We start from the raw sequence: 24,835 nt of genomic DNA, 5'->3' as shown, positions 1-24,835 counted from the left end.
TATGCCCACCTCGGGAATCGGCCTCTACTCGGGCCCGGAGGCCGGAGGTTTGATGCCTGCTATCCCTACTAGGAGGTAGCGCGATGGCATCACCCCCGGACACGGCGTCGGCGGAGCACGTGGCTCCCACCAAGCGGCACCGGTCCATCTGGTCGGTTCGGATCGGTGTCATCCCGCTGCCGTTCTACGCCCTGCTGGTCGTCGTGCTCGCGGTGCTCGCCTGGCAGGACGACCTGAAGGCCGACATCCCGACGATGGCCGCGCTGCTCGGTGTCTGCAGCTACACCTGCTACGAGGTCGGGCGACGCATCCCGGGCTTCCGCTCGATCGGCGGGCCCGTCATCCTGGTGACCTTCCTGCCCGCTTTCCTGGTCGCCGCCGAGTGGATCCCCGCCGATCTGGCCAAGCACGTCTCGACGTTCTACAAGTCCACGAACTTCCTGTACGTGTTCATCGCCGGGATCATCGTCGGCTCCATCCTGAGCATGAACCGCACCGTGCTGATCAGGGGCTTCCTCAAGATCTTCGTGCCGCTGGCCGCCGGCTCGGTGGCCGCGCTGGTGGTCGGCTCGCTGGTCGGCTGGGCGATCACCGGCGACCTGCACCGCACCGTGTTCTTCATCGTCGTGCCGGTGATGGGCGGTGGCCTCGGCGAGGGCGCCATCCCGCTGACCCTCGGCTACGCGCAATCCGGCGCCGGCCCGGCGGAAACGCTGCTGGCGCAGGTGCTTCCGGTGGTGCTGCTGGCCAACGTCTGCGCGATCGTCTTCTCCAGCGTGCTGTCCATGATCGGGCAGCGCTTCCCGCAGACCACCGGCTTCGGCAAGATCCAGCCGGCCAAGGACGACGGGCTCGACCTCGCCGAGAGCGAGCAGCCCGCGTTCGACATCCGGCAGCTGGCGGCCGCCGGGTTCATGGCCGTCGCGCTTTACCTGCTCGGCGAGGCCACGCACGCGCTGTTCGGCTGGCCTGCGCCGATCGTGATGCTGGTGGCCGCGATCGCGCTGAAGCTGACGCGCTGGCTGCCGCGCAGCCTGGAGCACCACTCCGGCCTGGTCTACGGCTTCATGTCGACCGCCGTGACCTATCCGCTGCTGTTCGCCATCGGGGTGTCGTCCACGCCGTGGAACGAGCTGCTCAAGGCGTTCACCGCCGGCACCGTCATCACCATCGTCGTCACCGTGATCACCATGATGGCCACGGCCTTCCTGGTGGGCCGCTGGATCGGCATGTACCCGGTGGACACCGCGATCGTCATCGGCACCCACACCGGCATGGGCGGCACGGGCGACGTCGCGATCCTCAGCGCCACCCGGCGGATGGCCCTGATGCCGTTCGCGCAGATCGCGACGCGCATCGGCGGCGCGATCACGGTGACCATCGCGCTCATCGCGCACGCCAACCTGTACTGAGAGGTGGAAAGCCAGTGCAACCGCTCCGCGGCGTGACCGTGGTGGCCCTCGAACAGGCCATCGCCGCGCCTTATGCCAGCCGGCAGCTCGCGGATCTCGGCGCGCGGGTGATCAAGGTCGAGCGGCCCGGGGCCGGCGACTTCGCGCGCCAGTACGACTCCCGCGTCGACGGGCTGAGCTCGCACTTCGTGTGGGTCAACCGCAGCAAGGAATCGCTGACGCTCGACATCAAGGATCCGCGCGGCATGGCGGTGCTGCGGCGGCTGCTCGGCACCGCGGACGTGTTCATCCAGAACCTCGCGCCGGGCGCGGCGGCCCGCATGGGCCTCGGTGCCGAGGAGTTGCAGGCCGGGAACCCCGGGCTGGTCGTGTGCGACATCTCCGGCTACGGCCAGGGCGGACCGTACGAGTCGATGAAGGCCTACGACCTGATGGTGCAGAGCGAGGCCGGGCTGCTGTCGGTGACCGGTTCCGGCGAGGACATCGCCAAGGTCGGCATCTCCGTCTCCGACATCTCCGCCGGGATGTACGCGTACAGCTCGATCCTCGCGGCGCTGCTGGAACGCGCGAACACCGGCAAGGGCGCGCACATCGACGTGTCGATGCTGGAATCCACCGTCGAGTGGATGGGTTTCCCGCTCTACTACACCTACGACGGCGCCGAACCGCCGCCGCGCGCGGGCGCGGCGCACGCGACGATCTACCCGTACGGCCCGTTCACCGCGGGCGACGGCAAGGTCATCATGATGAGCATCCAGAACGAGCGGGAATGGCGGGCGTTCTGCGACCGGTTCCTCGGGAGGCCGGAGCTCGCCGAGGATCCCGACTACGCGGGCAACGCCAACCGCAACGCCAACCGCGAGCAGCTGGGCCGGATCATCTCGGCCCGCTTCGCGGCCCTGACCGGCGACGGAGCGACCGAGCTGCTGACCGCCGTGCCGGTGGCCTGCGCCCGCGTCAACACCCTCGCCGACGTGTGGGAACACCCGCAGCTGGCGGCGCGCGGCCGGTGGCACGAGGTGCAGACGCCGCGCGGACCGGTGCCCGCGCTGGCGCCTCCCGGGCCGGTCAATCCCGCGCCGCGGATGGATCCGATCCCAGACGTCGGCGAGCACACCAGGAAGATCCTGGCCGAGCTCGGCCACGGGGAGTCCGATGTGGACGAACTTGTTCGAGATGGGGTGGTGTGATGGAGAACGCGGTCACCTGGCTGTTCGTGCCCGGGTCACGTCCGGAGCGGTTCGCCAAAGCCGTTGCGGCGGGCGCGGATGCCGTCATCGTCGATCTGGAGGACGCGGTCCCGGCGGACGCCAAGGCGGCGGCGCGGGAGAACCTGCGCGCCGCGTGGCCGATCGGCTCCGGCGTGGCGGTGCGCATCAATGCGCGCAACAGCCCGGAATTCGACGCCGACGTGGAGCTCTGCCGGGAGCTCGGCCCCGACGCGGTCGTCCTGCCGAAGACCGAGAGCGCGCAGGACGTGCAGGCGACCGCCGAGGCCACCGGTCGACCGGTGCTCGGTCTCATCGAAACGGCGCGGGGATTCGTCAACCTCGGCGAGATCTGCGCTGCTCCGGGCCTGGCCCGGCTGGTGTTCGGCAGCATCGACCTGGCGCTGGATCTCGGCGTCACGGCCGACGCAGCGCTGGACGCCTCGCGCGCGGACCTGGTCCGCTGGTCGGCGGCGTGCGGGCTGCCCGCGCCGGTCGACGGCGTCACGCCGTCGATCAACGACACCGAAGCCGTCGAACGGGATTCGCGCCGCGCCAAGGAATGGGGCTTCGGCGCGAAGCTGTGCATCCACCCCGCGCAGCTGCCGATCGTCCGCGACGCCATGCGCCCGAGCGCCGAGGAGATCGCGTGGGCACGACGCGTGGTCGACGCGGACGAGCAGGCGAACGGCGCCGCGGTGTCGCTGGACGGCGCGATGATCGACCGGCCCGTGGTCGAGCGCGCCCGGCGGTTGCTGCTCGCGGCGGGCTAGCGGCGAGCGGTTGGGCGCTTTCGCGCGAAACCGGCGTTCCCCGTGCGGGAGGGGCGTCGGCTTCGCGCGAAAACGGCATCCCGAGACGCTCCGGGCGATGCGTGGTTGAATCCGCCGACGAGGTTCGTGGACCAAGCACCTGGAACGAGGTCGACGTGGACATCGCTCACCTGCGCGACTTCATCACCGTCGTCGACTCCGGCAGCCTGACCCGCGCCGCCGCCCGGCTCTACGTCTCGCAACCGGCGCTGAGCCAGCGGATCGCCCACCTGGAAGCCGAGCTCGGCGTCCGGTTGCTGGAGCGCGGGCCGCGCGGCGTGACGCCCACCGCGGCCGGCCGCGCCCTCTACCGCGACGCGCAGCAGCTGGTGCGGCAGTTCGACCGGATCGCCGGCGACGTGCTCAGCGGCGATGAGATCCACGGCCCGGTCGCCGTCGGGCTGCCGACGACCGTTTCGGTGCGCCTGGCGCCGGCGCTGTTCTCCTGGACGAAGGCGCACCACCCCGGCATCCACCTCCAGCTGTTCGAGTCGATGAGCGGCTACATCCAGGAACTGCTCACCCTCGGCCGCCTCGACCTGGCGGTGCTCTACCGCGACGACGACACCGTCCGCCCGGCCGAAACACCGCTGTACTCGGAAGACCTCTTCCTCATCGGGCAACCGAAACCGCCCGCGGCCGACGAGGACGAGATCGGGCTGGCGGACCTGCACGACACGCCGCTCGTGGTGCCTGGCGGCCGCAGCAACCTGCGGGCGCTGATCGACCAGGCGTTCGCGGCGCAGGGCCTGGTGCCGTCGATCGTCGCGGACGTGGACTCGCTGGGCGCGATGATCCGCATCGCGGCCGGCGGCGAGGCGTGCACGATCCTGCCGCTGTCGAGCGTCGCAGATCAGGAGAACCACCGGGAGCTCGGGGTGCGGCGAATCCGCAATCCGGTCATCTCGCGCAGCGTCGCGGTGTGCAACGCCGTCGAGTACTACCCGTCCCGGGACGCGGTGGCGGCGGTACAGGAAGGCATCACGGTGGTGACGAGGCAGATGGCCGCTGCCGGCGAGTGGCCCGGGATCCAGCTCGCCTAGCGCCTTTCCGCGAGCTGGTCTGGCAGTCTGTTCGAGTGCTGGAGATCGCGGACAAGCTGGGCTCGGTGCTGTCGGCCCTGATCGGGCTCATCGGCCTGGGCCTGACCGTGTACGGCTTCCGGCTGCAACGCCGCGCGACCCGGCCAGCCGCCTCGCCGCCGATCGCGAACGCCCCGCTTCCGTCAGACCCGACCGGCCTGCCGCAGTCCGGGCCGGTCCGGCTGGAGGTCCCGGACCGCTCCGCCTGGGTTCCGTCGTCGGAATACCTGCCACCCGGGCAGTCCACGGGGACGGATCAGGGCTTCGGCTACCCGCCGATGCAGCAGCCGTACGTTCCGGGGCAGGCGGCGCCGCGCCGAACGGTCCTGGTCATCGGCCTGGTCCTGCTCGCCGTCGCGATCGTGCTCGGCGTCGCCACCTGGATCCTGTAGCGATTCCGGCAGATGTGCCCGGAGGCGGCTTCCCACCGGGCACCACCTGCCAGGCCTGACCCACGGGTCGTGAGTACTTTGGGCTGCTATAGAGCCTGTTTCCAAACTCGTCCTGCGTGGCGGTGTGGGTGGCGGAACCTCAGAGGTCTTCTCGGCTGTGGGATCCCCGACTTATGTATGACCAATACGCGGCATCGGGGCTGTCCTCGCGAGAAGACCTCTGAGAACCCGCGGCGGTGCCGGTTGCGTAGGTGGGCTAAGCGGCTGCGCCGCTTCAAAGACAAAACGCCCGCGTTACCACATCCGCACGTCACCACATCCCAAACAGCCTCTATAGCGACACAAAGTGCTCACGAGCCTGCTGCATCGAACGCTCAAGGCCAGCGAGATCATCGGCGGCCTTGCATGGGCTTTCGCCGGTCGGCACCGTTCAGGGCTTGCGGCCGACTCCGCCGAGGAGGTTGTGTTCTGCGTCCGACGGTTCTGCCAGGCGGGGTCCGTCGGGCCACCAGTCGAAGAGGTACGTCAGGCCCGGTTCGATCATTTCCAGGTCGTGGAACAGCGCCTGGATCTCGTCGCGCTTCCGGTAGTAGCAGGTGCCCATCATCGCCTTGAACTCGGCTTGGGCGTCCACCGCCAGCTTGGCCCGGGACGTGCCGTCGTCCGGGTTGTAGAGGTGCGAGATCGCGAGGAACGAGCCCGGGGCCAGCGCGTCGATGTAGGTCGACATGATGCCGACCGGATCGCGGTCGGCCGCCACGTGGTGCATCGTGTTGCCCTGGATCAGCGCCACCGGGCGGGTCAGGTCCAGGTACTTGGCCACCACCGGGTTTTCGAGGATCTCCGCGGGGTTTCGCATGTCACCGGACTCGAAGTGGGTGTACTCGTTGTCGACCAGCAGTGCTCGGCCGTGCGCGACGACCGACGGGTCGATATCGAAGTAGATCACCCGCGCCTCGGGGTTGAGTCGCTGCGCCGCCTGGTGGGTGTTCTCCGCGCTCGGCAGGCCCGAGCCCAGGTCGAGGAACTGGTCGATGCCGACCTGCCCCGCGAGGTAGCGGACCACCCGGATAAGCCAGCCCCGGCACTGCTTCCCGACCTGCACCGCGTCCGGGGCGATCTTCAGGATCTGCTGCAGGACATCGCGGTCCACCTCGAAGTTGTCCTTGCCGCCGATGAAAGCGTCGTACACCCGCGCGATGCTCGGCTTGGAGGTGTCGATCTGCGTCCTGTCAACAGCTGCCATGGTCGAATCCACTCAGTCCTCGTGGTGTTGATCACGACAGGGTAGGCCCGTTCGGGCAATTCCCATGGCGTTTCGGGAGAAATCCTGTCCGGGGTACGACCTGGCGATAAAGAGCCGGTCTGTTGCAGTCCCTCACTTGGTAAGGACGTGGCGGCGGCCGGCCAGCCGTCATGGGCCGACGGGGTCTGCGGGTGTGCTGCGGGAGGCAGGATCGAAGAGGGCGGCGTGACGCAGGTGTTCGGCGAGTGAGGCGACGGCCGTCGAGGCGGCATGGTCCTTGACGCCCCAGGCCAGCAAATGGTGGCGGCGAGCCCAGGGGTCTTGCAGTTCGCACACCTCGAGTGGCTGGTGGGGGTCGATGGCGGGACGCGGTACGACGGCGAGCCCGACTCCGGCGGCGGCGAGCGCGACGAGGACGTTGAGATTGGCGACGGTGGTGCGGTAGCGCACCACCGGGGCGTGTGGCGCGAGGTGCTTCTCGATCCAACGGCGCAGCGAGGAGTCGGCGTTGAGTCCGATGAGAGGGTGTTCGGCGACCTCGCTGTAGGTCAGCGCGGTCCGCTCGGCGAGGATTCCTCCTGCCTGGCCGATCACGACGAGGGAGTCGTCGCCGAGGGGCTCCATGTGCAGGCCGCAGTCACGGGCCTCGTCGTCAAGGACCACACCCAGGTCCGCCTCGCCGTCGGCGAGCATCCGCACGGTCTGCGGGGTGCGGCTCTCGGACACCGTGACGTCGACGTCCGGATGTGCTCGGAGGAACGAGACCAGAGCCCTCGGCACGAGCCGGTGCATCGCGGAGCCGCCGCCCAGCAGGGTCAGGGGCGCGGTGGGAGACCGGGTATAGCTCGCGACGGCACTTTCGAGTCGCGCGGTCTGGGCGAGCACGTCCCGTGCGTGACGGGCCAGGGTCGTCCCGGCCGGTGTCGGCCGCACGCCCCGCCGGCCGCGGATCAGCAGTGCCACGCCGGCCTGGCCTTCCAGCGAGCGCACTCTGGCGCTGGCCGAAGGCAGGCTCAGGTGCATCCGGCGAGCACCCGCCGTGATCGACCCCTCGGTCACGATGTGGAGAAAGAGCCGCAGGTCGTCCAGGTCATAGCGCACCGTCTCAGCCTAAGTCTCAGCCTAAGTCTGGGTACGTCGATTACGCATTGTGGACCCACTGGTCACGGGACGATGCTCGGGCTGTGATCGAGATTTTGCTCGTCCTGCTGACCGGCATCGCCGCAGGAGCGCTGAACGCCATCGGTGGTGGGGGTACGTTCGTCGCGCTGCCCGCTCTCGTCGCGTTCGGCCTGCCACCGGTGACCGCGAACGCGTTATCGCGGGTCGCCCTCGTGCCTGGGGCCGTGGCCAGCGCGTGGGTCTACCGACGCGAGCTCACCCCGGTCGGGGGAACGTCCACGAAGGCGCTGACGGCGATCAGCATGGTCGGCGGCGGGGTCGGTGCCGGCCTGCTGCTGGCACTGCCGGCATCGTCGTTCGACGCCGCGGCGCCCTGGCTGCTCGCCTCCGCCACGCTGATCCTCGCTTTCGGGCGGCGCCTCCCCCAGGCGTTGAGCATCGTGCTGGGCCGCTCGGTCGGTATGAGTCCCCGAGCCGTCCTGATCGGTCAGTTCTTCCTCGCCATATACGGCGGATACTTCGGCGGTGCCGTAGGCATCACGATGATGGCACTGTGGAGCGTCGGGCTCGGACTCGACGCCGCGGCCAGCAACCCGATGCGGGTCGTGCAGCTCGCGGCCGTCTTTCTCAGCGCGGCCGTGCTGTTCCTCTTCGCTTCGGACGTACTGAGCGCTCCGCTCGTCCTCGCGGCCATCCTGGTCGGCGCGGTGGCCGGAGGCTGGGCCGGCGCCCACCTCGCCCGCCGTCTCCCCGCCTCGCTACTGCGGGGCAGCATCCTGGCCATCGCTGTGCTCATGACTGTCATGTACTTCTTGCGCGGCTGAGAGCGCGCGGATGCGGCAGGCGCGAGGCGGGCGATGGCCTGCGAGGGGTGAGAGCCGGCCGTTCCGCGCGTAACGCCGGTCCGATCGGTGAGCACGAGCCGAAGCCCGACGACACCACCTGTTCCCCCTGGCACCGCACCGACTTTCGCCGGCCTGGTCCCAATTTGACGACATACCGGGAAGCACTCCTGATCGCTCGGAGGAGAGAGATGGTCACACCGTCGTCCGCCACACCGTCCGATGTTGCCCGGCTGCAGCGACAGTTCGCCGTGCGCGCTTTGGCCCTCGCGCTCCTCCTTGGCATCACGGGCGAAATGCTGCTGACCATTCTCGCCGCGCTCATCGGTCTCGGACTCCTCGTGCTGTCGGCCGAGTGACCCGCGGGCTACCGACCCGACCGGAATGCGGCCGCCCGAGGCGTACCCGTGCGTCTGAGAGCACCAGTACCTCCACCTCGGCCGAGACCGGTTCGAAGCGCACCGGCAGGCTGCTGATCCCGGCGCGGAGGTTGGAGCAGATCGGTCACGGCACAGTAGGCCCGTTCTGGCGATCCCCATGGCTTTTCGGGAGAAACCCGGCCCGGGAGGTTCCCGGGCCGGATCTCACCGTTCAGCGGGGCACGCTGTAGAGCACGCGTTTGCCCGGGTACTCCGTCACCGTCCAGACCTCGTTCTTGCCCGACCAGTACGACAGGTCCTCCACGCCGATCGCCACCTCTCGGTCCGGACCGTCCACTGTGAGCACTCCTGCTCCCGTTGCCTTGTCCGGCAACGCCGCCTGGAAGTGGCCCGGGCCGGTTTGGCCTCCGCCCGTGCTGCTGAGGTACCAGCGGCCGTCCGTCGCCGTTGCGCCTTGCACGCGCGGCTTCGGCAGGCGGAGTGCCGACTTCGCGCGCCAGATGCCGTCGCCGTCCGGGCTCGGCAGGCCCGTTGCTCCGTCCAGGTCCCAGCGGGCCACCCGGCCGTTCAGGTTCGGGTCGCCCTGGTCACCGCAGTACTCGCCGGTCAGCAGCGTGTCCGGGTTGGTGCTGCGGTCCAGCGACACGTACGAGTAGCGCTGCCTGCCTCCCGCCAGGCACTTGTAGTCCGCCGGGTGGTCGACCACGCCCTCCGGGTTCGACCAGCCCGCCACCTGCGGCATCACGTAGCGGTAGCCGAAGCCGTAGTACACGTTGTTCTGGCGGCCCACCTGGTTCTGGTCGGCCGTGTCGCCGTTCGTCGCCGACTTCAGGTCGAAGATCGAGCGCATGTCGAACACCCTGATGCCGCGGGCCGTGTCGACGAGGTAGAGGTAGTTGCCGTACCAGACGATCCCGCCCGCGTGGACGCTGCCGCCGTTGCCGGCCTGCGGCGTGGTGACCGCCTCGTAGGACGGGTTCCCGTTGCTGTTGATGTACGGGTAGACCAGCAGCACGTGCTGGTACTTGCTGGTCGCCGGGTCGAGGAAGGAGACCCGCACGCCCTTCACCGGGCTGGTGTCCTTGTTGTACCAGCTGACCAGCAACGCCTGCTTCGTTCCCCACTGCTGGTCTTCCTGCGCGTCCGCGACGGTCGTGACGCCCTGCGGCATCCATTCCGTCGTGTCGGTGTCGCCCGCGTTGAAGCAGAACTTCCGCAGCGTCGGTTCCTTCATCGTGTCCAGCGCCGGCGAGGTGCAGGCGCTTCCGGTGCTGCCCTGGCGGTTGGCCTGCTCCAGGATGTTCTGCACGCCGAGCTTCGGCAGTTGGGCGTCCAGCTTGTCGACCCTCGACTGCAGGTCACCGCTGGTGTTGTTGAGCACGAAATCGTTGAGGTTGGGCGCATCCGCCGGGGCTGCCGCGGCGGGCAGGGCGGCCAGCGTCGTCGTCACCACGGCCGCCGATAGCGCCGCGGCCAACAGGTTTCGTCTGCTCACCGGTGTCTCCTTCTGGTCGAGAGCGGCGAACATCGGGAGGCTACGCGGACAAACGCTGCGACAGAACGGAATTCACCTGTTCGCCCGCCACCGTTCGGCCGCGCGACCGGGTAGCGGTGCGCCAAAGCGCGCAGCGCCGCGGTTCGGGCCAGGCGAGCTCGGGGTTTTGACTGGTCAAGGGCCGTGCGTACTTTTTGTCGCTATAGAGGCTGTTTTGGATGTGGTGACGTGCGGTTGTGGCAACGTGGGGCTTTTGTCTTTGAAGCGGCGCAGCCGCTTAGCCCACCTTCGCAACTTGCACCGCCGCGGGTTCACGGTGCCCACCCCTCCGGGGTTCTCCCAGCGAGGACAGCCCCGATGCCGCGTATTGGTCATACACAAGTCGGGGATCCCACAGCCGAGAAGGCCGCGGTGACTCCCGCAGGGGGGCCGCCACCCGCACCGCTAAGCAGGACGAGTTTGGAAACAGGCTCTACAGCGACACAAAGTACGCACGGGTCACGGGCCCCTATGCTGCACCGGGATCCTCGATCGACTCGGGAGGCGCGGTGGACGTCGATCCGGCGGAGCTCGACGACGCCATCGCGCAGCGGTATGCGCAGCTCAGCGACGAGCTCGACGACGAAACCGCCTACCAGGTCCTAGTGGAGCTGGCGGACTTGCTGCTGCACCGCGCCGAGACCACCGGTGCCGACGTCGACGACGTCATCCAGGTCGCGGGGAGCCTGCTCAACGCCCTCGCCGAAGACTCCCCCGCCCGCGCCGCGCCGCTCTACCAGCTGGGCTTGGCGCACACGATGCGCGCCGAGCGCGGGGCCACAGACGAATTCCGCACCGCCGTCGACTACCTGCGGCAGCTGCGGCCACTGCTGCCCGACGATTCGGCCGAGATCCTGGCGCGGATCGGCCTGATCACCGCTCAGACGGCGTTCATCCTGGAGGCCTTCGAGCACGTCGACGACGCACTGGCCGATCTCAACGCGGCGTTCGGGCAACTGCCGGACTCGTTGCTGCGGAACCAGGTTCGCTTCCGGCGCGGGGCGATGCACCTCACCCGGTACCTGTCGATGGGCGGCGACGAAACCGATCACCGGACCGCCACCGAAGACCTAACCGCGACGCTCGACGTGCTGTCCGACGTGCACACCTCGGACGCCTGCCACATCGGCCTCGCCTTCCTGCTGCTGACCCGGGAAATACCCGCCGAGTTGCGCCGCGGCCGCATCACCTCCGATGTCGCCGACCGGATCTCGCTGACGACTCCGACCGAGGATCTCGCCGAGGTGCGCCGGCACCTCGACGCGATCTCCCCGGACGGCGCCGGCGACGGCTCCGTGACCACCTTGAAGGTCATCGTCAACGCGGTGGGGAACCTGGACGGCTCGACCACCGAGGACTGGACGACCGCGATCAGCGAACTCGACGACGCGACGAGTTCCTGGTCCGAGGAAGAACCCGGCAAGCAGGAAATCGCCGCGCTGCAAGCGGGTCTGGCCGCCAAGCTCGCCGAGGTCAGCGGCAGCGCCGAGGACGCCGACGCCGCGACGGCCCAGATCGCCGCGGCCACCGCGGCCTTGCCCGCCGACCACCCCATGCGTTCGCTGCTGCTCAGCGGCCTGCGCTTCACCTCCACTCCGCCTGGCAAGACCGCTCCGGACCTCGACCCGGCTGAGAACGCCGCCACGATCCGGCGGCTGGAGCAGGCGTTGGAACAGTTCTCGGACGACGACCCGGATCGGGCGAAGGTGCTCACGCAGCTGACCTCGACGCTGTTCACGTCCGTCGCGACCGACCGCGCGCAGTCGCCGGCTTCCCTCTCCCGGGTCCGGGAACTGAGTGACCAGGCGATCCGCCGCGGCTCCGCCGACCCGGTCAACACCGGGATCAACCACTTCCTGCTGGGCGCCGCCGAGAGCTTCCAGGTGATCAACGACCGCGCCGAGGACAAGCTCACTTCGGCGGTCGCGAACATGCGGCGCGCCGACGAGTTGCTGCCCGCCGACCACAAGTTGCGGCCGCTGATGATGCCGTGGCTGAGCTGGCTGCTCACCCAGCGGTTCATGGCCTTCGGCGGCCAGGAAGATCTCGACGCCGCCCGCTACTACGCGGCGGGCACCGGCAAGAACAACCAGGTCGCGCGCTTCGCCGCCGCCCTGAGCCGGCTTTCGCCGCACCGGCTCGACGCCGGCGCATTGGGCGAGGTGGCCGCCGAGCTCGAACAGCTGGCGTCGGAGATGTCGCCGGACGACTTCCTCCAGCCCAGAATCGCGAGCGCGCTGGGAACGGCGCGAATGCTTCGGAGCATGGTCGACGGCGAGGACTTCAGCTTCGACGGCGCCAACACGGGCGAGGCGCGCAACGCGATGAACGCCGTCCTCGACGCGGCGGCCCGCGTTCCGGACTACCACGTCGACCAGCCGAACGAGGCCCTCGGCGCCGCGAACGCGTGCGTGGTGCAAGGCATGGCCACCCGGGATCTCACGCTGCTCAACCGCGGTATCGGCATGATGGTCGAGATCTGCGGCAAAACCGACCTGTTTCCGCGCGAGCGCCGGCACGCGCTGGACATGCTGGGAACCGCGTTGCGGATCCGCTACGAGTTCGCCCGCGATTCGCGCGATCTCAACAACGCCATCGACCGGTTCGAGCAGGTGCTTCGCGAGTTCGAGTTGGAGCCGGGCGCTTTCGAGACCGCGAACCTGTTGAACTCGCTGGCCGACTGCTACGCCACCCGCGGCGACACTGCGCGCCGCGATCCGCAGCGCGCGGTGCAGAACGGGCTTGAGGCGTTGCGCGAGCGGGCGCGAAACGTGCTGCTGCAATCCAGTGCCCGTCGCGCGTTGGAGACCGCGAGCACCGCGTCCGGCGAAGCCGTGGAGGTGAGCCGCTGGTGCCTGGCGTCAGGTCAGCCCGAGGCCGCCGTGCAGGCGCTGGAACTGGGGCGCGGCATGGTGCTGCACGCCGCGACGGTCGATGCGAACATGCCGACCTTGTTGCGGGAGAACGGCCATGCCGATCTGGCCGATCGCTGGGAATCCGAGGTGGGTCAACAACAACCGTGGGATGTCGGTGGCGTCGGCACGGCCCGCGTCGCGGATGCCGCGCTGCCCAGCGACCTGCGGTATCGGGTGCTGCGGGCCTTCGACGGCACCGCCGCCGAAGCGCACCTGCTCGCTCCCCCGCCCGTTGCGGAGATCGCCGCCGGGTTGCGCGCCGCCCGCACTCAGGCCCTCGTCTACCTGCTGCCCGGCGTCGCGGTGCTGGTCACCGCCGACGGGCGGGTCGAGCGGGTGGAGTCGCCGCAGCTCACCGAGGACGGCCCGGTCGCCCGGTTCGACCGGCTGCAGCGGGAGCGCCCTCGCGGCGACGTCGAGGAGGAGTGGCGAGCCGCGTTGGCGAGCGTCTGCGACTGGGCGTGGACGGCGGTGCTGAACCCGGTGCTGGACCTGGTCGCCGCCGGTTCCCGCGAGCGCCCGCTGCGAATCGTGTTGGTGCCGGCCGGAAAGCTCGGCACGGTGCCGTGGCATGCCGCGCGGCGACGGGTGCCCGGCGGCAAGGTCCGGTACGTCTGCCAGGACGCCGTCATCTGCTACGCCGCGTCGGCGCGGCAGTTCGTCGAGGCCGGTCGGCGCGAAACCCGTTCCTGGGCAAGCGAACCGGCGCTGGTGCGGACACCGGAGCTGCACTTCAGCCGGCACGAGCTCGGCCACATCTACGAGACGCACTACAAGCACGGCACCTACCTGGGCAAACCGTCCGATCCGCGGCGCCGCCGGCAACGCCGCGAGACGCCGAAACCCGCCGAGGTGCTCGCGCTGCTGCCCACCGCCTCGCTGCTGCACCTGGCCTGCCACGCCACCTCGACCGACCTGCCGATCGAGTCCGCGCTGCTGCTCGGTTCCGGAGAAGTGCTGCCGGTGCAGGACATCCTGCGCCAGGCGCGGGACCGGCCGCGGGATGCCGCCGGGGCGCTCGTCGTGCTCGCAGCCTGCGCCAGCGACCTCACCGACCGGCAGCACGACGAGGTGCTGACGCTGTCCACCGCGTTCCTCGCCGCCGGTGCCGCCTGCGTCGTCGGCACCCGCTGGGAGGTCCAGGACCTGCCCACGGCCATGTTCATGATCGTGTTCCACCACTACCTCAACGCCGGTTACGCCGATCCGGCGAGCGCGCTGCGCGCCGCGCAGCTGTGGATGCTCGAGCCGCGCCGCCGCCCGCTGCCCGGGCTGCCCGAAGAACTCGCCCTCTTTTTCGCCGACATCGACCCCGCCGAGCTCGCGCACTGGGCAGGATTCACCTACCAAGGCCGGTAACACCCGGCCCTACCGAGAGGAGTCCCATGGCGCCGGCGACGTTCGGCATCGACCTCGGCACCACGCACTCGTGCATCGCGCACATCGACGAGGCGGCTCGCCCAGTCATCGCCAAGAGCGCGGTCGGCGAGGACACCACGCCCTCGGTGGTGTACTTCGAGCGGCCCGGCGCGGCGCTGGTGGGCACGGCGGCGAAGAACTCCGCGCTGCTCGCCCCGCATCTGGTGGCGCAGCTGGTCAAACGCGACATGGGGCGCAAGAACACCGAGTTCACCTACCACGGGAACCGCTACACGCCGGAGAAGATCTCCGCGCTGATCCTGCGCGAACTCGCCCGCGCGGCCGAGGAGAACACCGGGCACACCGTGCGAGACGTGGTGATCACGGTGCCCGCCTACTTCGGCATCGCCGAACGCGACGCCACCCGGAAGGCCGGTGAGATCGCCGGGCTGAACGTGCTCGACGTGCTGGACGAGCCGGTCGCCGCCGCGCTGCACCACCACGCGCTGGACAACGCGCAGCAGACCCGGCACGTGCTGGTCTACGACCTCGGCGGCGGCACCTTCGACACCACCGTGATCCGGGTTTCCGGCGACGACATCAAGGTGGTGTGCACCGACGGCGACGGCCGGCTCGGCGGCGCCGACTGGGACGAGCGGATGGTCGACCACCTGCTGGCCGCGTTCCGGGACGCGCACCCGAACCTGGATCCGAGCGCGGACGAGCTGGCCATGCAGGAATTCGCCGATCGTGCCGAAGAGGCCAAGAAGGCGTTGAGCGCCACCATGTCCCGCAACGTCGCGCTGCGGGCCGCGGGTGCCGCGGTGACGGTGCCCTTCACCCGGGAGCAGCTGGAGGAGCTCACCGCCGACCTGCTCGAGCGGACAATGGCGATCACCGAGCGGATCATCGAAACGGCCCGCGGCAAGGGCGTCGAGCGGTTCGACGAGGTGCTGCTGGCGGGCGGCATGACCCGGATGCCCGCCGTGGCGGCCGGGCTCAAGCGGCGGTTCGGGCTCGACGCCCGGCTCTCCGAACCTGACCTCGCCGTCGCCAAGGGCGCGGCGCTGTTCGCGCTGATCAGGCAGGCCAAGAAGGTCCAGGGCGCGCCGGCCGAACGGCAGCTGGGCATCAGCGCGGCCGACGTCGATGCGATGGCCAGGAAGCGGGTCGCGACCGTGGTGCCGCGAGCGTTCGGCGTCAAGGCGCTGGATCCGCGCGATCCGCTGGCGCTGACCGACCCGATGCGGGCGCGGCAGATGGTGGCGCACCTGTTGCACGCCAACACCGAGCTGCCCGCCGACACCGGCCCGTACCCGTTCCAGACGGCCATCGACAACCAGCGGATGGCCGAGATCGAGGTGTGGGAGCAGGCCGGGTCGACCCCGTCCGACGAGCTCGCCGACAACACCGAGGTGGGGCACGGCATGCTCACCGGCATCCCGGCCCGGCCGGCCGGGTGCCGGATCGAAATCACCTTCCACATGTCCGAAACCGGTGCGCTGACGGTGCTCGCCAAGGAGTTGGAGAGCGGCAACGACGTGCGCTTCGAGCTCAAGATCGGCGGCATGGACCAGAAGGCGGTGGCGAAGGCCCGCACCGACATCGCGGGCCACCAGGTGAGCGGTTGAGGAGTGTCCTCGCGAGGCACTGCCTGAGAACCCGCGGCGGTGCAAGCTGAGTCCCGCGCTGCAAGCGGCTACCGCCGCTTATAAAGCAGTCAGCCCAGCAGCGCGGCCAGCTCCTCCACCTCGGCTGTCACGCGGCTTTCCGCCTTCGGCAGCGAATAACCTTCCGGATGGTGCGTGAGCACCACGACGATGTACCGGTCGTCGCTCCCGACCAGGCCGCTGGTGTGCGCGTCGACGCCGCCGCGCCCGGCGGCCCAGGCCTGCTTGACGCCCCACGGCTGGCCGGACAGCGCACTGGGGATGCCGAAGTGCTGGTCAGTGCCGTCGGCCGCGGTGCGCGCGGAATCGCGCAGCGGGTCGAGCAACAGAGCGCGTTTCGCCTCCGGTAGCGCCAGAATGTGCTGGTACACCTTGACCATGTCGTCGGCGGTGATCAACGTGTCGCCCCACCGGCCCGGCACGTCGGGCGGTTCGGTGTCCGACAGGCCGAGGTCGGCCGCGACGCGGGTGACGATCTGCGGCCCACCGCCGGAGGACCACAGTTCGCTGGCGATCGCGTCGTCGCTGTGCGAGAGCATCCGGGTCATCCGCGGGCTCGGCCGCTTCGGGGTGACGATCCCGCGCTCGACGAGGTCGAGCCCGATGAGCAGCTTGACCAGGGAGGCCGACCGGAACTGCCGGTCCGCCTGGTCGGTGTGCAGCGTTTCCTGCTCGACCCGGTCGAAGACCACCGTGCCGGAGTCGGTTTCGCCGGAAGCCTGGCCGAAACCGAATGCGATGGCCAGAACCGCCACCACGACCAACGCTGCGACGACGGGCCAATTGTTCCGCCGCCGGGGGCGCTGTGCCCGCAGCGGCCTGGTCTTTGCTTCGAACATGGCCCCAGAGTCGCGACGCGATGTCGGCGTCAGGCCTTGGTCATGTCATCGTTTCGCTACAGAACCGCGTGGGCGCCGTGGTGGAGATCCATAATCGGCCGGTGCCGAATGTGCTGCTGATAGAGGACGACCCCGCCGTCCGGGAAGGGCTGTGCCTGGGCTTGCGCCGACACGGCCACCTGGTGGAGCCGGCGCCGGACGGCGAACGCGGCCTGCAGCTGCTGGGCGCCGCGGACATCGTGGTGCTGGACGTGATGCTGCCCGGGATCGACGGTTTCGAGGTGTGCCGCCGGATCCGGGCCGCGGGCAACGTGCCGATCATCATGCTCACCGCCCGCGGCGACGACATCGACGTGGTCAGCGGTCTGGAGGCGGGTGCCGACGACTACGTGGTCAAACCGGTGCAGGCCCGGGTGCTGGACGCGCGGATCAAGGCGGTGCTGCGCCGCAACAGCGGTGGCACGGACCAGGATCGGGAACGGCACGGCGACCTCGTGATCGACCGGGCCGCGCTGGAGGTGTCGAAGGCGGGCGAGCCGGTCCCGTTGACGCCGACCGAACTGCGGTTGCTGCTGGAGCTGTCGAAGGTGCCCGGCCACGTGCTCAGCCGCCAGCAGTTGCTGAACCTGGTGTGGGAACACGAATTCCTGGGCGATTCGCGGCTGGTCGACGCCTGCGTGCAGCGGCTGCGCATGAAGATCGAGGACGTGCCGGGCTCGCCCGTCTACATCCGGACCGTGCGCGGCTTCGGCTACCGGTTCGGCCCCCTGTGATCGGGCGCTTCCTCGGCAGGGCGCGGGGAATCCGCCCGCGGATGATCCTGATCGTCACGTTCGTCGCGCTGCTGGCGACGGTCGCGGCGACCGGGGCGAACTACGTTTCGGCCCGCCGCACCGTGCTCACCACGACGCAGGACCACTTCATGGAGCAGCTGCGCGACGACGTCGACCGGCTGGCGCCGGAGCTCCAGCTGCCCCTCGACCAGGCCGCCCTCGACGAGCTCGCCGGCCGGCTCGGCAGGCGCACCATCGTCGTCTACGGGAACCTGACCGCGAAGAACGCGACGTACTCGGACGCGGCGATCCCGGCCGACCTGCGGGCGACGGTGCGCGACGGGTCGCGGGTCGTGTTCCAGCGGGCCGACAACTACGGCGCCGCCATGCTCATCGTCGGCATGCCCGTGCTGACCACTGACGAGCACTTCCAGCGGCGTCCGTCGGGGCTCGAGGTGTACGGCTGGTTCCCGCTCTACGAAGAGGAGCGGCAGATCCAGGAGTTCGCGACGAACGGCTGGCTAACCGGTGCCGTCGCGGTGCCGCTCGCGGTGATCGTCGCCTGGCTCGCCGCCAGCGCGGTGTTGCGGCCGGTGCGCCGGCTGCGCGACGCCGCCCGCAGCCTCGCCCGCGGCGACCTGACGACGCGGCTGCCCACTCGCGGCTCGGACGAACTCGCCGAGCTGGCGCGGACTTTCAACGACAGCGCGGCCAGCCTGGAGGCTTCGGTCGGCGAGCTGCGGCGGATGGAGGCCGACGCCCGGAGGTTCGTCGCGGACGTGTCGCACGAGCTGCGCACTCCGCTGGCCGCGATGACGGCGGTCAACGAGGTGCTCGACGAGGAAGGCGCGCGGCTTCCCGGCGACGCCGGCACCGCCGCCCGGTTGATCAGCTCGGAGACGAAGAAGCTCGCACGGCTGGTGGACGACCTGATCGAGATCTCCCGGTTCGACTCCGGCGCCGCCCGGCTCGACCGGCAGGAAACCGACCTCGGGGAGCTGATCACCGGGACGCTGCGCACCCGTCAGTGGGCCGACCGGGTCGAGGCCGACCTGCCGCCGGGGATCGTCGCCGAGGTCGACGGCCGGCGGGTGGACGTGATCGTGGCGAACCTGGTGGGCAATGCGCTCCGGCACGGCGAGCCGCCGGTGCAGGTGCGCCTGCGCAGCGCCAACGGGCAGGTCGTCGTCGAGGTCACCGACCACGGCCCGGGCCTGCCGGAAGACGTGCTGCCGCACGTGTTCGGGCGGTTCTACAAGGCCGATGCGGCGCGCACCCGGTCAGAGGGCAGCGGGCTCGGGCTGTCGATCGCGCTGAAGAACGCGACGTTGCACGGCGGCATCATCGAGGCGGGCAACCAGCCCGGTGCCGGCGCGAAGTTCACGCTGCGGTTGCCCCAGGAGGTCTCGTGAAACGCATCGCCTTCGCGGCCGTGCTGCTGCTCGTGCTCACCGGTTGCGGCGTGCAGCCGACCGACGTGGTGCTCGCTGGGCAAGGGCCGGACGGCATCGCGCGGGGGCCGGTGCTGTACTTCGTGACCGGCGAGCCCGGCCAGGTCAGGCCGTCGATCCGGGAGACCGGGCGGCTCGGCACCGTGACCGACGCGCTCCGCCTGCTCGCCGCCGGGCCTACCGATGCCGAAGGCGCGGCCGGACTCCGCACGGAACTGCCGTTCCTCACGACCGAGCAGGTGTCGGCCGGCGCCCCGGACGCCGGGATCGTGACCGTGCAGTTGCCGGTGCCGCCGAGCACGTTGTCCGAGCTCGCTTCGACGCAGCTGATCTGCACGGCCGTCAGGGTCAGCGCGATGGCCGGTGCGAACGCGCAGAAGCTCATGGTGCGGCTCAGCGGCTCGGGAGAGATCGGGAAACCGCTGCTCTGCCCGGCCACCCGCTAGGTCGTACCCGGCTCCCGAATCCGGCGGCGATAGCCTCGTGATCATGGCGGACTGGGAGCTTCGGGCCTCTTCGGCGGCGGATGTCGAGGCGGTGGCCGAGCTGCGGGCCGTGGTGCTGAGAGCGGATCTCGAACGGCTCGGCCGGTATGACGAACAGCGCGTGCGGCAGCGGCTGCGGGACGGGTTCGAGCCGGCGCATACCTGGGCGATCGAGGTTGGCGGCGCCTTCGCCGGCTGTGTGGCGCTGCGGTCGGCCGAAAGCGCCTACTGGCTGGAGCACTTCTACCTGGCACCGGACCTGCAGGGCAGGGGCATCGGTTCTGCCGTGCTGAACAGCCTGCTGGAACGGTGCGACAGAGAAGACGCCTTGGTCCGGCTCAATGTGCTGCAGGGCAGCCCGGCCCGGAGCCTGTACGAGCGGCACGGGTTCACGGTCGAGACCGAGGACGACGTGGACGTGTTCATGGTGCGCGCCCCCGCTTCGGCTGCACCCGGCAGTTGATCGGGTTCCCGCAATCCCCGCCCCGGTTCGATGGATCTTGGTGTTGACTGAACGGCGGACACCGGAATCCGCCCACCGGACAGGAGGTCGACGTTGAGTCAGCAGCGAATGTTGGACGCGCTGGCGACCGAGTGGGACGACGTGGCCGACCGGCTCGACCCCGAGACGTTCACCAGGCTGGTCGCGCTGGTCGCCGAGCTGCAGGACGCGGCGGATTCGGAAACCTCCGCGCTGATCGCCGAGGACATCGCCTCGCTGCTCGGAGACGTGCTGCCGGTGACGCACCCGGTCCGCCAGGCGCTCGCCGAGCCCGTGTCGCGGTTCCGCCGGCCGGAGGTGGACTGGCAGCGGCTGAACACGGACCTGCGCGACCGGCTGGAGGATTCCGCGCCGCACGCCGACCTGGACCGACTGCGCGCGGCAGATTCGCTGGACGCGCAACAGGTTTCGGCAGGCGGCGGCGACCCGGCCGATCCGGATCTGATCCGGCTGCCGGCCGCCGACGGCCCCGCCCGGTGGCCCGCGTTCCAGTTCGACGTCGCGGGTGCGCCGCGCGAGCTGGTGCGCACCGTGAACCGGTACCTGCACGCCGCCGACGACCCGTGGGGCGCCGCGGACTGGTGGCTCGGGCCCAACGGCTGGCTCGGCGGGGTGCCCGCCGAGTTGATCGGCCAGGTCGACGACCGGGCGCTGATCGACGCCGCCCGCGAAGACTCGGCGGAGGTGTGAGCATGCCGATGGCCACGCCACCGCTGGAGTTCGAAGCCGTCCCGACCCGGTACGCGCTGCCCGCGGACACCACGCTGTTCCGGCTGCACGACCGCAAGCGGCACGCGGCCGAGTTCAAGCCCGCCCAGGCCGGCAACGCGCCGGGCGGCCGGTTCGACGGGACGACGACGGACCCGTTTCCCAGCTACTACGCCGGATTGCACGTGACGACGGCGCTGGCGGAGGTGCTGCTGCGCAACATCGGTTTCGGCGGCAACGGGCAGCGGCTGATCCGCCGGACGCAGATCGCCGAGCGGCGGCTAAGCGCCGTCCGCACCGCCCGCGAGCTGACCCTGGTCAGCCTGCTGACCGGGCCGGATCTGGCCGCCGTCGCCCAGGATTCGTGGCTGGTCGACGCCGACGGCAAGGACGCCTACGCGCAGACCCGGGACTGGGCGGCGTGGATCCGGGCGCAGGCGGAGTGGGCGGACGGGCTGATCTGGCCGTCCAAGCGGGACACCGGGAATCCGGCCGTGGTGCTGTTCGGCGACCGCTGCGGCGCGGACGGCCTGGACGGCGAAGAACCGGAGCTGCAGATCGACCTGGACACCCCGATCGGCGAAGCCTGGCTGGGCAAGATGCTCAAGCCCTACCGCGCAGCGGTAGCCCCCCGACCGAACTAACGCCCCGACAGACCCGGGCCCGTGAGTCCTTTGGGTCGCTATAGAGCGGAACGAGCGAACGGCCTGTTCACCTCACCTATCGAGGCGAACAGGCCGTTCGCGAAGTGGGTAGTTCGGCAGGCCAGAGGTCAGGAAGGTTCCGCCAGGCCTGTGGGGACCTGCCATTCGTAGCGGCGGCCCTTGTTCGTCATACGCAGCCCTTCCTTGAGCGCCACCCGACCGAACTCGCTGGCGAGCTTTCCGGCCAATGGCACCTTGTCGCCGGTCTTGCCGTAGCCGAAGCTCAGGTCGGACTGCAGCTGGAGCCCCAGGGACGTCCAGTCCGCGGGCGGCACCGCGAGGATGTCGGCGGTCCGGTCACCGGCCAGATGGCGCATCAGGCTCGGCCCCACGCCGGCGAAGGCCGGGCCCGGGAGCACTTCCCGGGTGAAGTCCAGCAGGGCCTTGGTCATTTCCCTCCCGGCTTCGGAAGGGGCCTGCTGCCGTTCGAGGATCCGGTCCTTGAGCACCACCGCCGAGTCGAAGTCGGACGGGTTGAGCCGCTCGTCGACGCCCAGGACGTGGCCGATCACGCGCCAGATGTGGAAGAAGTCGTCCCGGTCTCGGGCGGGCAGTTCCACGCCCAGCCGCTGCAGGCCGAGCGGGATCACGACGGCGAAGCTCAGCAACGTCCCGGCGAGGTCTTCCTGGTTGATCGGGATGCCACCGTTGTTGTCCCAATCACCCAGGCTGGAGACGTGGTAGCGCATGGTCGCGTGCAGCAGGCGGATCTTCTGCGCGGATCGCACGCCGCGGCCGTCGGCGCCGAGCCCGCCTTCGTCGAGCACGTCGACCACGAACTGCGAGGTCTCCACCAGTCGCCGGTAGACCTGCCCGGTGAGCCGCTGGGACCGGTGCAGGACCTGCACGCCGTTGGCACAGGCGTAGCAGAGCGGGAGCGATCCGCACAGCAAGGTCGAGAGCACGTGCGGCTCGTAGCGGCCCAGCAGATCGTTGCCGCGCTCCATCCGGGCCGGATCCGCCCAGTCCGGCAGCACCGAGGACCGGTCGAGGTAGTCCCGCAGCTTCGGCGGCAGGCCGTCGGGTATCGCCTGCCCGTTCCAGCCGAACCCGAGCAGCGCCTGCCTGACCGGTTCCGCCTGCCCCGCCGCGTAAACCTCGGCGATGGCGTCGTCGGCTCCCGGGTCACCGGCACCGCGCATCCGGTCCAGCAGGTCATCGGTCCAACGGACATCCGGCATCTCGAACTCCCGTCACGTGCCGCCCGGCCCGACCCGCTGCCGGGCCGTTGCTCACACGCGGGGTCTTACCGACAACCCAAGGAGGGCGCGCCCCACAACACCTGATCCAGCGACCGGAAGCCACCGGGGGTGGGGACGCGGGAGTTCAGCGTTGGGACCAGGTTCCGCCGTGTTGGAGGAACGCCCATTCTCGTTCCCAGGCTCGCATGCACATGCGACGGGCGAGGTGTTGGGTTCCCATGATCAGGGCGATGCAGGCCAGTTCGATCACCAGCAGCATCAGCAGCGCGGCGAAGATCGCCGATGCCGTGATCGCGCTTCCGCTGGCCGGCGCCGGCACTCGGTTGCCCGCCTGGTCGACCCACACCGTCACGGTGTCGCCCGGCGAGCTGTCGGCCGGTACCTGGACGGTCGCGGTCTGCGTCCGGGCCAGCCCGGCGCGCCACTCGACGACCGCGGTCGAGTTCAGGGCGTCCTGGCTGTATGCCTCGGATACCGGGACGCTGAGCGCGGGGCGGGTGGTCAGCACCGCGTCCACCGGCCGCGTGGTCTCTTCCGCCGTCGCCGCCCGCTGCTTCAGGTCGTTGTGCAATGACGCACCGAACAGGCCCGATGCCGGGATCCCGATCAGTGCGACCATGAGCAGCAGCACCGAGACACCCGCCGCCAGCCGATCGATGGGCCTTCGCAACGGGTTCCGGTTCACCCCCAGTGCGTTGACCAACCACGCTGCGTGCGCTTTCAGCGCCGCGACCATCGCCGACCTCCAGACATCCGGTGCACCATGAGCCGCGAACGACCGTCGTCTGGTTTTGCCTCGATGGTTGTGCGCAGCATCCGCCAATACGAGTATCCTCCCCATCCGCCCCATCGTTATCACAACGTGACCAGCCATACACCAACGGTGTAACAGATCACGTTATTCACAATCCGATTTCTCACCGAGCGAGATAACAAAGCCGGACATTTCGAGCACAGATAATCAATTCCGGCAATTCGAACTGCACCCGGCAAGTGCGGCGGCCCCGTGACCAGTGGCCGCGGGACCGCCAGATCAGCCTTCTGTCCTCAGTGGACGAAAAAACGAGCGAAGCTCCTCGGCCACCTGCGCCGGTTCCTCGTGCGCCATGAAGTGCCCGCCGCGTCCCGGCGTGCTCCAGTGGCGCAGGTCGCGGTAGATGCGCTCGGCGAGGCTCTTCGGGAAGTTCGCGAAGGCGGGCTCGTGGCTCAGCGTGACCGCCCCGGGCACCGTGATCGCCGGGACCGGGGCGTTGCGGTAGTAGTCGTAGTACTGCCGGAACGACGAGCCGATGGTGCCGGTGGCCCAGTACAGGGTTGCGACGGTCAGCAGCGCGTCCTTGTCCCAGCGCCGCTCCAGGTCGCCGCCGCAGTCGCTCCAGTCGCGGTACTTGTCGGCGATCCACGCGACGAGACCGGCCGGCGAATCCATCAGCGCCGCCGCGACCGTGTCCGGCCTGGTCAGCATGATCTCGCTGTACCCGCCGTCCGACTCGTCATAGGCGGCCAGCGCGTCGAGGTAGGCCTGCTCCTCGGGCGTCGGCGGGCGCTCGCCGAAGTCGGTGGCGATCACCGCCGAGGTCACGTGGGCACCCGCAACCTCACCCGGGTAGAGCGCGCCGAGCCACTGGGTGACGCCGCCGCCGATGTCGCCGCCGAAGGCGCCGAATCGCTGGTAGCCCAGGGTCTCGGTCATCAGCTCGCGCCAGATCTCGGCGACGCCGCGGCGCGTGAACGGCCCGTTCGGCAGCTCGGAGAACAGGAAACCCGGCAGCGAGGGGATGACCACGTCGAAGGCGTCGGCCGGGTCGCCGCCGTGGGCGGCGGGATCGGTGAGCGGCCCGGCGACCCGTAGCATCTCCGCGAAGCTGCTGGGCCAGCCGTGAGTCAGGACCAGCGGCAGCGGCTCGGGCGCGCCTTCCGCGCGCTTGCCGCGCAGGTGCACGAAGTGCACCTTCCGGCCCGCGACCTCGGCGAGGTGGTGCGGGTAGGCGTTGAGCGCCGCTTCGGCGGCGCGCCAGTCGAATCCGTCCGCCCAGTAGGCGACGAGCTCGCGGAGGTAGTCGGGATCCGTTCCGGCGGCCCACCTGGCGCTGTCGGACGCGGACGTGAAGCGGGTGCGTGACAGGCGACTGCGCAGGTCGTCGAGGACGTCGTCGGGAACGGAAATGCGAAAGGGCTGAACTGTCATTGCTTCCTT

The 24,835-nt window shown here is 69.9% G+C and carries 22 protein-coding genes; 15 read left to right on the top strand and 7 right to left on the bottom strand.

Annotation, left to right across the window (positions count from 1 at the left end; translation table 11 throughout):
* Positions 1-83 precede the first annotated feature (83 nt).
* The 5 genes from AB0I53_RS26890 (at position 84) to AB0I53_RS26870 (ending at position 4,906) form a co-directional block, all read left to right on the top strand.
* Positions 84-1,412: a 2-hydroxycarboxylate transporter family protein gene (locus AB0I53_RS26890; RefSeq protein WP_358608462.1), complete on the top strand. Its 1,329-nt coding sequence runs from the start codon at positions 84-86 to the stop codon at positions 1,410-1,412.
* A 14-nt stretch (positions 1,413-1,426) separates the two neighbouring features.
* Complete coding sequence (locus tag AB0I53_RS26885) at positions 1,427-2,602, top strand: CaiB/BaiF CoA-transferase family protein (RefSeq protein ID WP_358608461.1); 1,176 nt, start codon at positions 1,427-1,429, stop codon at positions 2,600-2,602.
* Positions 2,602-3,393 (top strand): CoA ester lyase, encoded by a 792-nt coding sequence (locus AB0I53_RS26880; protein ID WP_358608459.1) that lies wholly within the window; start codon positions 2,602-2,604, stop codon positions 3,391-3,393. The genes AB0I53_RS26885 and AB0I53_RS26880 overlap by 1 nt, the downstream gene beginning before the upstream one ends.
* Before the next feature lie 155 nt (positions 3,394-3,548).
* The gene (locus AB0I53_RS26875; protein ID WP_358608456.1) at positions 3,549-4,475 is read left to right on the top strand and encodes a LysR substrate-binding domain-containing protein; all 927 of its coding nucleotides are present in this window, start codon (positions 3,549-3,551) and stop codon (positions 4,473-4,475) included.
* Between the two features lie 35 nt (positions 4,476-4,510).
* Positions 4,511-4,906 (top strand): hypothetical protein, encoded by a 396-nt coding sequence (locus AB0I53_RS26870; protein ID WP_358608453.1) that lies wholly within the window; start codon positions 4,511-4,513, stop codon positions 4,904-4,906.
* A 430-nt stretch (positions 4,907-5,336) separates the two neighbouring features.
* Here the strand turns inward: AB0I53_RS26870 and AB0I53_RS26865 are convergent, their stop codons facing one another.
* A complete protein-coding gene (locus AB0I53_RS26865; RefSeq protein ID WP_358608450.1) occupies positions 5,337-6,152 on the bottom strand; it encodes an SAM-dependent methyltransferase in 816 nt (271 codons plus the stop codon).
* A gap of 168 nt (positions 6,153-6,320) precedes the next feature.
* Positions 6,321-7,253: a LysR family transcriptional regulator gene (locus tag AB0I53_RS26860; protein ID WP_358608447.1), complete on the bottom strand. Its 933-nt coding sequence runs from the start codon at positions 7,251-7,253 to the stop codon at positions 6,321-6,323.
* Positions 7,254-7,336: 83 nt separating this feature from the next.
* Between AB0I53_RS26860 and AB0I53_RS26855 the strand changes: the two genes are divergently transcribed.
* Positions 7,337-8,098: a sulfite exporter TauE/SafE family protein gene (locus AB0I53_RS26855; RefSeq protein ID WP_358608444.1), complete on the top strand. Its 762-nt coding sequence runs from the start codon at positions 7,337-7,339 to the stop codon at positions 8,096-8,098.
* A 209-nt stretch (positions 8,099-8,307) separates the two neighbouring features.
* Positions 8,308-8,475 carry a hypothetical protein gene (locus AB0I53_RS26850; RefSeq protein ID WP_358608441.1) on the top strand — a complete coding sequence of 56 codons (168 nt, stop codon included), beginning with the start codon at positions 8,308-8,310 and terminating at the stop codon, positions 8,473-8,475.
* Between the two features lie 232 nt (positions 8,476-8,707).
* On the opposite strand, the gene AB0I53_RS26845 is transcribed toward AB0I53_RS26850, so the two are convergent.
* Positions 8,708-9,991: a hypothetical protein gene (locus tag AB0I53_RS26845; RefSeq protein ID WP_358608438.1), complete on the bottom strand. Its 1,284-nt coding sequence runs from the start codon at positions 9,989-9,991 to the stop codon at positions 8,708-8,710.
* 548 nt (positions 9,992-10,539) lie between these two features.
* Between AB0I53_RS26845 and AB0I53_RS26840 the strand changes: the two genes are divergently transcribed.
* Both AB0I53_RS26840 and AB0I53_RS26835 read left to right on the top strand, forming a co-directional pair.
* Complete coding sequence (locus tag AB0I53_RS26840) at positions 10,540-14,304, top strand: CHAT domain-containing protein (RefSeq protein ID WP_358608435.1); 3,765 nt, start codon at positions 10,540-10,542, stop codon at positions 14,302-14,304.
* Positions 14,305-14,330: 26 nt separating this feature from the next.
* Entirely contained in the window at positions 14,331-15,935 is a 1,605-nt protein-coding gene (locus AB0I53_RS26835) for an Hsp70 family protein (RefSeq protein ID WP_358608432.1), read from the top strand.
* Positions 15,936-16,024: 89 nt separating this feature from the next.
* Here the strand turns inward: AB0I53_RS26835 and AB0I53_RS26830 are convergent, their stop codons facing one another.
* The gene (locus AB0I53_RS26830) at positions 16,025-16,813 is read right to left on the bottom strand and encodes a serine hydrolase (RefSeq protein WP_358608429.1); all 789 of its coding nucleotides are present in this window, start codon (positions 16,811-16,813) and stop codon (positions 16,025-16,027) included.
* A 101-nt stretch (positions 16,814-16,914) separates the two neighbouring features.
* On the opposite strand from AB0I53_RS26830, the gene AB0I53_RS26825 reads away from it, so the two are divergent.
* From AB0I53_RS26825 to AB0I53_RS26800, 6 genes are all read left to right on the top strand, one after another.
* Entirely contained in the window at positions 16,915-17,586 is a 672-nt protein-coding gene (locus AB0I53_RS26825) for a response regulator transcription factor (protein ID WP_358608426.1), read from the top strand.
* 41 nt (positions 17,587-17,627) lie between these two features.
* Complete coding sequence (locus AB0I53_RS26820; protein WP_358608423.1) at positions 17,628-18,998, top strand: ATP-binding protein; 1,371 nt, start codon at positions 17,628-17,630, stop codon at positions 18,996-18,998.
* Positions 18,995-19,483, top strand: a complete 489-nt coding sequence (locus AB0I53_RS26815) for a hypothetical protein (protein ID WP_358608420.1) — start codon at positions 18,995-18,997, stop codon at positions 19,481-19,483. The genes AB0I53_RS26820 and AB0I53_RS26815 overlap by 4 nt, the downstream gene beginning before the upstream one ends.
* Positions 19,484-19,526: 43 nt before the next feature.
* Positions 19,527-19,985: a GNAT family N-acetyltransferase gene (locus tag AB0I53_RS26810; protein ID WP_358608417.1), complete on the top strand. Its 459-nt coding sequence runs from the start codon at positions 19,527-19,529 to the stop codon at positions 19,983-19,985.
* Positions 19,986-20,078: 93 nt separating this feature from the next.
* Complete coding sequence (locus AB0I53_RS26805) at positions 20,079-20,714, top strand: hypothetical protein (RefSeq protein WP_358608414.1); 636 nt, start codon at positions 20,079-20,081, stop codon at positions 20,712-20,714.
* 2 nt (positions 20,715-20,716) lie between these two features.
* Positions 20,717-21,376, top strand: coding sequence for an RES family NAD+ phosphorylase (locus AB0I53_RS26800; RefSeq protein WP_358608411.1), 660 nt, complete (start codon positions 20,717-20,719; stop codon positions 21,374-21,376).
* Positions 21,377-21,504: 128 nt separating this feature from the next.
* On the opposite strand, the gene AB0I53_RS26795 is transcribed toward AB0I53_RS26800, so the two are convergent.
* The 3 genes from AB0I53_RS26795 to AB0I53_RS26785 form a co-directional block, all read right to left on the bottom strand.
* Positions 21,505-22,617 carry an oxygenase MpaB family protein gene (locus tag AB0I53_RS26795; protein ID WP_358608408.1) on the bottom strand — a complete coding sequence of 371 codons (1,113 nt, stop codon included), beginning with the start codon at positions 22,615-22,617 and terminating at the stop codon, positions 21,505-21,507.
* Between the two features lie 145 nt (positions 22,618-22,762).
* Positions 22,763-23,374 carry a hypothetical protein gene (locus AB0I53_RS26790; protein ID WP_358608405.1) on the bottom strand — a complete coding sequence of 204 codons (612 nt, stop codon included), beginning with the start codon at positions 23,372-23,374 and terminating at the stop codon, positions 22,763-22,765.
* 297 nt (positions 23,375-23,671) lie between these two features.
* Positions 23,672-24,826 carry an epoxide hydrolase family protein gene (locus tag AB0I53_RS26785; protein ID WP_358608402.1) on the bottom strand — a complete coding sequence of 385 codons (1,155 nt, stop codon included), beginning with the start codon at positions 24,824-24,826 and terminating at the stop codon, positions 23,672-23,674.
* Between the last annotated feature and the right edge of the window lie 9 nt (positions 24,827-24,835).

The organism is Saccharopolyspora sp. NPDC050389, from assembly GCF_040655595.1.
Classification (GTDB): Bacteria; Actinomycetota; Actinomycetes; order Mycobacteriales; family Pseudonocardiaceae; genus Saccharopolyspora.
This window is presented reverse-complemented; position numbering and strand designations above follow the sequence as displayed.